At 57.6% G+C, this 10,585-nt stretch carries 8 protein-coding genes; 4 read left to right on the top strand and 4 right to left on the bottom strand.

Annotated features, from left to right (window positions below; translation table 11 throughout):
• Nucleotides 1-242: 242 nt before the first annotated feature.
• Both CQ13_RS03390 and CQ13_RS03385 read right to left on the bottom strand, forming a co-directional pair.
• Nucleotides 243-1,871, bottom strand: coding sequence for an acyl-CoA dehydrogenase family protein (locus CQ13_RS03390; protein ID WP_057841624.1), 1,629 nt, complete (start codon nt 1,869-1,871; stop codon nt 243-245).
• Nucleotides 1,872-1,922: 51 nt separating this feature from the next.
• Nucleotides 1,923-3,164: a CoA transferase gene (locus CQ13_RS03385; protein WP_057841623.1), complete on the bottom strand. Its 1,242-nt coding sequence runs from the start codon at nt 3,162-3,164 to the stop codon at nt 1,923-1,925.
• Between the two features lie 202 nt (nt 3,165-3,366).
• Between CQ13_RS03385 and CQ13_RS03380 the strand changes: the two genes are divergently transcribed.
• Both CQ13_RS03380 and CQ13_RS03375 read left to right on the top strand, forming a co-directional pair.
• The gene (locus CQ13_RS03380; protein ID WP_057841622.1) at nt 3,367-6,042 is read left to right on the top strand and encodes a 2-oxoglutarate dehydrogenase E1 component; all 2,676 of its coding nucleotides are present in this window, start codon (nt 3,367-3,369) and stop codon (nt 6,040-6,042) included.
• A gap of 50 nt (nt 6,043-6,092) precedes the next feature.
• Complete coding sequence (locus CQ13_RS03375; RefSeq protein ID WP_057841621.1) at nt 6,093-6,752, top strand: RraA family protein; 660 nt, start codon at nt 6,093-6,095, stop codon at nt 6,750-6,752.
• 73 nt (nt 6,753-6,825) lie between these two features.
• Here CQ13_RS03375 and CQ13_RS03370 read toward each other — a convergent pair whose 3' ends face one another.
• Complete coding sequence (locus tag CQ13_RS03370) at nt 6,826-7,617, bottom strand: IclR family transcriptional regulator (RefSeq protein ID WP_082637290.1); 792 nt, start codon at nt 7,615-7,617, stop codon at nt 6,826-6,828.
• 815 nt (nt 7,618-8,432) lie between these two features.
• Between CQ13_RS03370 and CQ13_RS42445 the strand changes: the two genes are divergently transcribed.
• Entirely contained in the window at nt 8,433-8,582 is a 150-nt protein-coding gene (locus tag CQ13_RS42445; RefSeq protein WP_156433469.1) for a hypothetical protein, read from the top strand.
• 583 nt (nt 8,583-9,165) lie between these two features.
• Nucleotides 9,166-10,350, top strand: coding sequence for an FAD-binding oxidoreductase (locus CQ13_RS03365; RefSeq protein WP_057841619.1), 1,185 nt, complete (start codon nt 9,166-9,168; stop codon nt 10,348-10,350).
• A 45-nt stretch (nt 10,351-10,395) separates the two neighbouring features.
• On the opposite strand, the gene CQ13_RS44930 is transcribed toward CQ13_RS03365, so the two are convergent.
• The coding region (locus CQ13_RS44930; protein WP_210183060.1) for a hypothetical protein at nt 10,396-10,585 on the bottom strand (190 nt) is incomplete at its 5' end.

Genomic DNA, 10,585 nt, shown 5'->3' with positions numbered 1-10,585 from the left:
ATCACAACGCTTGTTCTTCGTCGAGAAAAATCCGATTACTCGGACAGGCTCCTAGGCTTTACCAATGAGGAGTGCACAAAACGCCCGTCGGTCTATACTGAGATCCACCACCCGGAAAATTGAGCCCGCCAGCATGTCGATCACTCCAAAGATTGCCTACACGATCCAATGACAATTCTTCCAGGAAAAGGCCACAGTGCTCATGCATCTGGGTGCCCGACCAAGCGGATCGACATTTGTCCTCACGCTGCGTCTCTAGTAAGGAGACCGCGCGCTACGACTTGCGCCTGAATTTCGGCAGCGCCCTCAAAGATATTGAGTATCCGCGCATCGCAGAGAACACGACTGATTTCATATTCAAGTGCGTACCCATTCCCGCCGTGAATCTGCAGGGCAACGTCGGCGGCGGACCAAGCCACCCGAGCCGAGATCAGCTTGGCCATGCCGGCTTGGATGTCGCACCTGCGATCAGCATCTTTGGCTCGCGCGGCGCTGTATGTCACTTCTCTTGCCAGCAGGATTTCGGCCGTCATCGTCGCCAGTTTGTCCGATATCCGGGGAAACGCTGCGATGGCCTTGCCGAATTGTTTACGGTTCATCGCGTAGGCAAGTCCGAGTTCGAGCGCTCGGCGAGCGACTCCGACTGCGCGAGCCGCGGTCTGGATCCGCGCACCTTCAAACGTCCGCATAAGCTGCTTGAATCCTTGGCCCTCCGCATTCCCGAGTAGACTGTCCGCAGGAACTTCAAAGTCATCGAAAGCGACGTCATACTCGCGCATGCCTCTATAGCCGAGCACCTCGATTTCGCCACCGCTTAGCCCAGGGACCGGGAACGGATTGTCCGAAAGCCCACGCGGCTTCTGGGCGATGAACATTGAGAGACCCGCGTGTCCGGGAACTTCCGGTAGAGTACAGGCGAGCACTGTCATCAAGTCACTTCGCGAAGCATGCGTGATCCAGGTCTTTGTGCCGAAAATACGCCAGCTTCCATCGGTTGCACGGCTGGCTCGCGTTCGGAGACTGCCGAGGTCGGATCCTGAGTCTGGCTCAGTAAAGACCGCGGTCGGCAGATATTCCCCTGAAGCAATCTTAGGAAGCCATTTGGCTTTTTGCGCCTCAGTGCCGGCTTGGGTTATCAGTTCGGCTGCGATTTCGGATCGGGTCCCAAGCGATCCAGCGGCAATCCAGGCGCGACTGAGCTCCTCAGTGACCACGCACATCGCGAGCTTGCCGAGTCCCAGGCCGCCGAACTCCGGGGCGATACAGATACCAAAGATGCCGAGGTCGGCCATTTCCTGGACGATCTGGTCGGGGATGAGAGCATTCTCGAGATGCCACTTATGCGCATTCGGGAGGACACGTTCGTCCGCAAAGCGTCTGACTTCATCTCGGAATGAATCGAGTGTCTCCTCGTCAAGCGAATCCCGCAGACGATGACCTTCTGTCAGCAGGCTCGCCAGCTCCGAGCGCACGCCCGACCAGTCAGCAAGTACAAATTTGCCAACACAATCGTTTGCCGCCAAGTTTGCGGCCGCTTCGGACAGGGCAAGCTCCGGCGGTCTGACAATCTCATTCTGCGTCATCGGAACCCCACCGATGAGCTGCGCTAGGTATTCTGAGAAGCCGATAACGATCGCACATTCGCTCAGCGGATCGAGTCCACCGGAAGAAGCGCGTTTCTGACTCCAATGTGCGGTTGCCGATAGGCACTCACTGAGTGTCGCCATCCAGGCAAAGCCATGAGCGGCTCGTTGCCTTCGATCAAACTCGTCCGTCAAGATACGGCCGTCCTTCACGACTTCTCGCGACACGGCAGCTTTTGCCGCAGCCACAAACTGCTCTGCAGCTGCGGCGGCTCCGATCGCCATCATGACCAACCGCTCACCGCGTAATCGTTCGCAAGCTCCCATGGTTCCGTTCCTTTACCTTGGGGAGAGAGGGCGATCGGCCAAGCGGACGACGCCACGGTCGTGAAGGCTCGCGAGCGCGGCGCTGGGAATGCGAAGAAGAGTGGTCAACACTTCTTCAGTATCCCCGCCCAGAACGGGGGCGGGAGATGGATCGCGACGAGCTGCGCCTGAGAATGAAGCCGGAAAACCTGGGGTCGGATACTTGCACCCGCTCGGATGGTGCACGTGTGCGAAGATCGGATTAGCCTCAACAAAACTCGGATCCTCAGTAAGCGCCTCGTGCACCGTCCTGTAGACGCCAAAACAAGCCCCCGACGAGGTCAGACGTTGCGAAAGAGCTGCCAACGTGTATCGCGCGACGACCTGCTCGACCATTGCATTAATGCGATCTCGATGCAGAAAACGAGCCCCTTCGTCGGAATCCAGTGACATGCCAAGTTCTGCCTCAAGCGCGCTGATAGCTGATTGCAGATCAAGAGCAGCTATCGCGGCCCTCCATTGTTTGGAGGTTATTGCGACTATCATGACGCGCTTGCCATCAGCGCAGCCGAAGTCACGGCCAAAGGCGCCAAACAAGTTGTTACCGTATTTGGGCCGGTCAGTCCCGGAGATGGCAACCTCGGCGATTTGCCCGAGATTGCCTAACGTTGCGGCCGCAACATCGCTCAGGGGGATGCGTATAAGTTGCCCGAGCCCCGTCCGCCTCCGATATTCGATCGCCGCAAGCACGGAGACTGCGGCGGTCGAACCTGCAAGCAGATCCCATGCGGGAAGGACGTGGTTTATCGGAACGCGGTTAGTGCCCTGCGGGCCGGTCATGTAGGGAAGCCCAACTCCGCAGTTCACAGTGTAGTCGACCGCTGAAGTGCCATCGGCGTGGCCAAGAACATGGGCGGTCACGAGGTCCGGCCTGAGCTTGGAGAGACTGTCGTGAGAGAGGAATCCGCTCTCCGGATAGTTGGTGACGAAAATGCCGCTATCCTTGCCTCCAGTGGTGACGATGGCGATCGCGAGTTCACGTCCCTCGGCCATCGCTAGATTCAAAGCAACGGACTTCTTTCCTTTGTTCAGGCCTTCCCAATAGAAGCTGTCTCCGCCGGGGCCGAGCGGCCAGCGGCGATAGTCAGGACTGCCGCCAATAGCGTCGAACCGGATGATCTCCGCCCCAAGTTGTGAGAGTAGCAATGAGCAATATGGCCCCGCAATGAAGGAGGCGCCTTCGACAATTCTTACACCCAACAGCAGCCCGTACACGGCTCTCGTCCTTCTAGGCAGTTGCGATGCTGGCCTCTGCCATTGTTCCAGATTCCGTTGAGGAAAGATTGATGCAACCGAGGATCCCAAAAAAATTCACTAGATGAATATTTAATCCAAAAATTGTGTCGCGCGGGCGGGAGCGCGGATATGGATCAGTGGTCTGCGACATGGCGTTCGCCTCCTTCTCGAGCAATCGCGAATGAATCTCCCGCTTTCTGGTGACAACTCCTTTTTTTTAGATTTGTACGCCCGGTATCTGAAGGATCCACAGTCGGTACCCGACGACTGGGTAATTCACTTCGAGTCCCTCAACGACAGCCGATTTCGGTCAGTCGAACAGGACGAGGCGGCGGCGACAGCGGCGCTCGTGGAGGCATTCCGTTCCTGCGGCCATAAGGAAGCGCACCTGGATCCACTTCGTTTGGCGCCGACAGTTCGCGCCCCCGAAATTGCTCAGGCAAGCAGTCGAGTAGGCTCCCGGGTCGGACTGTTCGTCGCCGGTAGGTCCATGGATGTAACGAAAGAACGGGCGGAGGAGATTCTTCGCAGAATCTATTGTGGGCACGTAGCTTTAGAAGCGACTCATCTGGATGCTCTGAAGGATCGTGCGTGGATTTACGACTTGTTTGAGAAGGAGGTTCTGGCCGAGCCTGACGAGCGCATTCTGACTTCCGCCATGGAGGCTGTCCTGCTAGCGGACGAATTTGAGCGTTTCATCAAGACCAAGTGGCCAACCAAGAAGCGCTTCGGCATTGAAGGTTCTGAATCTTCCGCGGTTATTCTGAAGGAAATCCTACGAGAAGCGGCGAGGGCTGGTCAGACAGAAGTTGTCGTTGGGGGCATGCATCGTGGCCGATTGGCAGCGCTGGCAACCGTATTCGGCAAGTCTTTGCCTGTCCTGATCTCGGAGATCAAAGGACGGGACATCACCGCTGGAGATGAGCTCTTCACGGGTGACGTTCCATATCACAATGGTCTCGCTGCAACGGTGGACACGGGATGTGGCTGTGTTGAAGTGCGCGTGCTCCCACACCCTTCGCACCTCATAGTGGTCGCGTCGGTGGCAGCTGGGGCGGCAAGAGCGCGCCAGGAGTTGCACGCGCGTCAAAGAACTCCTGGAGGCGTCCTCCCTCTTCTGATGCACACGGATGCGGCCTTTGCCGGCCAGGGTCTCGTGAGCGAACTCCTGCAAATGGATGGCTTGGCGGGATACTCGACGGGCGGGACTATCCATCTCGTCGTCAACAATCAGATCGGGTTCACGACCTTACCTGGAGAAGGACGCTCAACGCCGTATCCAACGGATATCGGAAAGGCATATGGTGTTCCAATTCTGCATGTTAATGGGGATGATCCGATCGCCGCGGCGGCCGCAGCGCGGGTCGCCTACGCATGGCGGCGCAGCACCGGCCGCGATGTGATAATCAACCTCGTGTGCTATCGTCGAAACGGGCATAACGAGCTCGATGAGCCACGGTTTACACAGCCGATCGTCTGCGCTGCAATCGAAAAACATCCGAGCTTGAGGACGCTTTTTTCGGAGCACGTCCGAACTCGTTCGCGCGAAGCTTTTGAAGCCGCAGAGGTTCGGTGGGCGGAGTTCGCGCAGCGTCTCGCCCAGGCTTATGAGAGCTACCACAAGCTGCGATTGAATGACGTTCTGACCGAGACAATCGTATTCCCGGAGACGCAAAATGGTTGGGGCTCGGAAACTGATCCGGAGACGGGCGTCGATTGCGATACGCTTTCCAGTTTGGGCCGCACAATTACTGAGCTCCCAGACGATTTTGAGCCGGATCCAAAAGTTCGCGCGTTCCTGTGGTCCCGATGGGACAGCATCGACAAGGGGAGTGGACTAAATATGGCGACGGCAGAGGCGCTTGCCTTCGCAAGTCTGCTCCATGAAGGAACTTCGGTTCGCCTGAGCGGGCAGGACTGCATCCGCGGAACTTTCACGCAGCGTCATCTGGCGATTCATGACCTGCGAGATGGCCGAACATGCGTACCGCTGTGCACGCTTGCCCGCGAGGGGGTCCGTTTTGACGCTGTCAATTCGCCGTTGACCGAATACGGTGTGCTCGCTTTCGAATTCGGAATGAGCCTTGCGGATTCCAACCGACTCATCGTTTGGGAAGCCCAATTTGGCGATTTCCTGAACGGTGCGCAAATCGCGGTAGATCAATACATTGCAACTTCCGAGCCTAAGTGGAAGATGCGATCATCGCTGGTCATTGCGCTTCCGCATGGGTTGGAAGGGCAGGGACCTGACCATTCGTCCGCGCGGATCGAAAGAATTCTTCAAAGCTGTGCCGGCGAAAACATCACGGTCGCCATCCCATCCACGCCCGCGAACCTCTTTCACCTGCTGCGTCGACAACAGCGGAGCGCGCGGCGGACTCCCCTATTTCTTATCGCGCCGAAATCTCTCCTGCGCGAGAGGGCATGTCAATCGGCGCTGCCGGAACTGGCATCCGGCACACGCTTCCGCCCGGTCATTGTTACGGAGGCCCCGCACTGCGCGCGGATCATCTTTTGTGCCGGTAAGATCTTTTACCCTCTCAACGAAATGCGTTTGCGGGAACGTACTTCGGGACTCACCTTGATTCGCATCGAGCAGCTTTACCCGTTTCCGAGAAAAGATATCAGTGAAGCGCTCGCAAAGCATTCCGCGGCGGAATTGGTGTGGTGCCAGGAGGAACCTGAGAATCAGGGCGCCTACTATTACGTCGACAGGATGATCAGAGAGATCGATATCCGTCGCCCTCTGCGCTATATCGGGCGCCCCCCAATGGCGGCGGCTGCGGGCGGCTCGATCGATCGACATGAACGCGAGCAAGCCGAAATCGTTGCGGCTGCTGTAGGATCGTCTCGCTAACACACGATAGCAAGCCCCTTTTGATCGAACCTCGAAGCGGAGAAAGAGCGATGAAAGAAATCAAGCAGCCTGACTCAATTCTCGAACGTGCGCGCAGTCTTGCCACAGCAACCCTGGGCGATGCTCTGGACGCTTTCGGTATTCCCGGGGTTATGTCAGGCATCGCGCGGAGAACCGGGAGTGGGAGGGTCGCGGGGTTTGCTCAGACGATGCTCCAGCAAGTTGCGCCATTTGGCAGCTTCTCGTTCGAAGATTTCGCTGTCGGATCGGCTTTCGATGCGACCTCTCAGGATACTGTGCTCGTTGTCGACATGGGCTCTGCCGATGTGTCAACCTTCGGTGGACTCGCTGCGCTCACGCTGACCTTGCACAATGCAGCCGGCGCTGTGGTGGACGGGGGATGCAGGGATACTGTCGAAATTGCCCGCCTTGGGCTGACTGTTGCTAGTCGAACAGTTACGCCCCGGACTGGCAAAGGTCGGCTACGGATAGTTTCACGAGGCGAGGCCATTACATGTGGTGGAGTTTGCGTCCGTCCAAACGATTTGGTCGTCATGGATGACACCGGAATCGTGGTGGTGCCGCAGGACAGGATTCTCGCTGTACTGGACGCCGCTGAAGATCTGGATCGTCGAGATACGGATTTTGCCCAGCGCTTGAGGACCGACGGCAGCTTCGCTCGCGCGGCGGCCTCGCTCAAACACGCTTGAGAGCCGATCTGGAGCTTACGGCCTTAGCGCGATCGGGGGCCGGAAACTCACTCCATTGAAGGTGGAGTGGGTGTCATGTCACTGTCTCCGCACCCAGCTGATGGCGAATATTGACCGCAGCCCTTCTTAGAATTGGAAGTATTGTTTGGAGTAACCGCCGCCTCTCGCCTGCGAGGGTCAAAACTAAGCTACTTATAGCGGCTAGAACTTTTCCGTCCGTTGTCAATATGGGAACGGCGACGGCCCAAATTCGTGATCGATAGACTGCCTCCAGGTACTCTTCGTCGGCGAACGCGTAGCCCTCGCGACGGATTTGAGCAAGTCTCGCGACGAGCGTAGCCGCCATATGAGCGTCGCAATCCCAACGACCTCCTGTTTCTTGAGCGCGGGAAAGCGCCGCCTTGCGCTGCTCTTCGGGCATGAACGCCAGTGTGACTTGTCCGACGCCAGTGGCCATTAAAGGGATTCTTGCGCCCATTTGACCTGGCAACGACAAACCCAGCGAAGCACGATTGCTGTACACTATGACCATTGCATCGCGATCGAAGATGGCGAGATTCGACGGCCAGCCAATTTGAACGTGCATCTGATCGATGACGGGAGCTGAAATCTGAAGTAGATGTGATTTGGAGTCGAAACCCCGGCTCAGCGCCAAAGTTCGACCCGTCACCAGGTACGTCGACTTTCCGGCCTGGCGATAGACGTAACCTTCTGCGACTAGCGTTTCGAGCACGCGCACGATGGTCGGCTGTGGGAGGCTACACCTTGAGACGAGGTCGGCAACTGTGATCGGCCCGTGCTCGCTGATAGCCCGCAACACCGCAAGCCCACGCTGAATTGCTCGAACCGGCTCGTACGATGTCATAACTTGTCTCCGCAAGTAGGACCACGCAGCTGTCCGCCTACCCACCCGACGTCGCGCTTTTTTCGAGATCTTGTCGCTAAAAGCGCATCGAGTGATCAAGCCGAACGCGACTGTTCACGGACGCCTCGCATCGCCGCTACCTGATTTGGAGATTAGAGCACGAGCGTCATCCGCGAGAGTCCTTCGTCCGCGACTAGCCAAGAGCCCTCAACTGGTCGCTAGACGCCGGCCGGTTCGAACGGCTGCCCGCAAAAACTTCCTAGATGAGCGGAGCCGATTCCGAACAATACGCCTGTGAGTTCTTCAAGGATGCAGTGATTATGACTGAGGTTTGATCTCCATTCCGGCGATGAGAGTACAAAAGTCACAGACATTCTGCATCAAATCTCATCTTTTGATGTTTTCACCGCGCCCCCTCGTGCGGATTTTTGAAACGGCTAAAGGGCGAGCAACTAAGCGGAAGGCTAATGCACGGAGAATTGCGTTTCGAGGTTTCTGAATACGAATACGCCTTCCACACGCGAAGCAATGGAGCGGGAAGGAATTGATCTGCTCATCACGGCGGAGTCGGCCAATATGAGCTGGCTCACCCGCTATGAAGAGTAGTCGTTCTACGTCCATCAATACGAAGTTGTTCGGCTGGACGAATTTGGTTCGGCCGACCTCTAGGTTCGCGCCAGTTGATACCTCCCTCCCAATTTGAAGTGAAAGAGGATAGATGAAGGTTCGTAGTGCCGGTGACGCGGGCGGTAGATTACAATGTCAGGCCCGCGCCAAGAATGACGGATCGGGCGTCGAACTCGCCAAGATGATCGGTGAATCTCGCCGGCGTGAAGGACTCCAAGGTGATCGTCGCGATGAACAAGGACGGCTCGCCTTCCAGGTCAGCGATTACCGCCTGCTGGCGGACCTCCACCCGGGCGGATGCTGAGCTCACGGCCGAATTCGGCAAGCTCGGCAAGTAAGACACGGTAAAAATATCGTGGCCAGATGTCCACACTCCGGCCGGCGTTTCATCGTGAAGCGTCTTCTTTCGCGGGGACACGCGGATGGCGGCGAAATCTCGTTTCGAGCCCGAGTTCTGGTTAAATCAAGAAAAGCCCAGCGGCGACGTTAGAATGCGTCAAACAAGGCCACTTTTGCAGGAATAGAGCGATACTTAGCCGATCATTGCTGAAAACAGTACTGAACCGTTGCTACAATTGGTCTCGGTGAAACGTAGCTTTGGTTTGCGCGGGGCGGGCGGCAGGCGAGGCAACTGTGGGAGGCAGGCGCTGAGCGCCTCCCCCCATCGTGTCGCGCTTCTTCCCTCCCGGTATCCGCTCGGTTGAGTGCGTCGGCATCGTCACCGCGGTTGTTTCCTGGGAACGCGTCGGGCGGCCTTGGTGCGTGTTGCGAATCAACAATGTCGTGCGGTTCGATAAGACCAGGCTGTTCGGTCGGCGAGATGCGCGCGTATCCGCGGAAGTTCGCGCTTGGGGCCACGCGCTGAAGAATGTGCGTCGATAAACGGCCATTGAGGCTTCGCAAGGGCATCGAGATACTTCAATGATCAGTTTGCTGAACTCTCTTCGTGCCATCGTCGGAGACGCGGGAGTACTGGAGGGCGGGGAGATCGCCGGATACGTGCATGGCGCCCGATATGGCAATGGGCAACCGCTTTGTGTCGTTCGACCATCTTCAGTGGAGGAGGTGTCGAGCGTCGTCGCATGCTGTTCGGCAGCCCGGGTGCAGATCATCCCGCAGGGGGCGAACACCGGAGTGGTCGGCGCGAGTACCCCTGACGGATCAGGCACGCAGGTTGTTTTATCGCTAAACCGAATGCATCGGCGCTGCAACATCGATGTGGCGAACCGCACAGTGGACGTGGATGCAGGCGTCCTCCTGCACGAGCTGAACGATAAGCTGGAGCCGCATGGGTTGTGGTTTCCGGTGGACTTGTCGGCTGATCCAAGCATTGGTGGTATGGTGTCGTCCAATACCGGCGGAACTCGGTTGCTCCGGTACGGCGATGTTCGCCACAATCTGTTGGCCATCGAAGCTGTGTTGTACGACCCGCCGGGGCAGATCGTGCGGTTCGGCAGTGCCCTGCGCAAGAACAATACGGGATTTGACCTAAAGCAACTCTTCGTTGGGACGTCCGGCGTGGCGGGCGTCATCACTAGCGCAACGCTGGAAGTGTCCGCTAGGCCGAGGCAAGCGACCACGGCGCTGCTCGTCCCCAGCTCTGAGGAAGCAGTCGTATCTCTGCTGCTTGCTGCCGAAGCGCAGCTCGGTGACGTTCTTTCCGCGTTCGAAGGCCTTTCACGCAACGCGATGTCTGTCGCACTCGAGCACGTCCCCACGCTGCGCAATCCCTTCGCCAGCATGCCTATCCCCGAGTTCGCGTTGCTCATGGAGCTGGCGTCATGCTCTACAAGAAATGAAGTGGACCTCGACGCAATGCTGATGCGCTTCCTCGAGGAGCATTTGGAAAAAGGCGAGATCGCAAATGCGATCGTCGGCCGCGGCAACGAGCTCTGGGAATTGAGGCACGCCGTGAGTGATGGGTCTCGAGCCTTGGGCAAGGTGATCGGGTTCGACATTTCCGTGCGTCGTGCGGATGTTATGGTTTTTCGACGCGAGGCGAGGGCGATAGTAGCGTCGAGGTACCCGCAACTCGAAGTCGTGGATTTCGGTCACATGGGCGCGGACAAGCTTCCAATGACCACACGAGCCAAATCCCCTCCATAGACTCTCTTTCGAACTACGCAATGAGCGCAGCTCGCGAGATGAAGTTCACTGGACTAAGAGATACTGGTTACGGGCACCGTAAGCGCCGGCATTGCGATTTCTGAGGTCTTCGCCGCCCTCTACCTCGAATAGACGCCTGGCGCCTAATTTTCTGAACGGATGCAGCAATTTCAGCTTAGCTACTTTCCGGCGCAAAATTCGGCGGCCTTTTGAGGCAGCCAGAATCGCTTGGTGG

Origin of the sequence: Bradyrhizobium retamae, assembly GCF_001440415.1 — a bacterium.
Classification (GTDB): Bacteria; Pseudomonadota; Alphaproteobacteria; order Rhizobiales; family Xanthobacteraceae; genus Bradyrhizobium; species Bradyrhizobium retamae.
This window is presented reverse-complemented; position numbering and strand designations above follow the sequence as displayed.

Excerpts from the sequence above, each read along its gene's own strand:
- CQ13_RS03390 (WP_057841624.1), bottom strand. The coding sequence starts at position 1,871 with ATGATGGCGATCGGAGCCGCCGCAGCTGCAGAGCAGTTTGTGGCTGCG.
- CQ13_RS03380 (WP_057841622.1), top strand. The coding sequence starts at position 3,367 with ATGAATCTCCCGCTTTCTGGTGACAACTCCTTTTTTTTAGATTTGTAC.
- CQ13_RS03375 (WP_057841621.1), top strand. The coding sequence starts at position 6,093 with ATGAAAGAAATCAAGCAGCCTGACTCAATTCTCGAACGTGCGCGCAGT.
- CQ13_RS03370 (WP_082637290.1), bottom strand. The coding sequence starts at position 7,617 with ATGACATCGTACGAGCCGGTTCGAGCAATTCAGCGTGGGCTTGCGGTG.
- CQ13_RS03365 (WP_057841619.1), top strand. The coding sequence starts at position 9,166 with ATGATCAGTTTGCTGAACTCTCTTCGTGCCATCGTCGGAGACGCGGGA.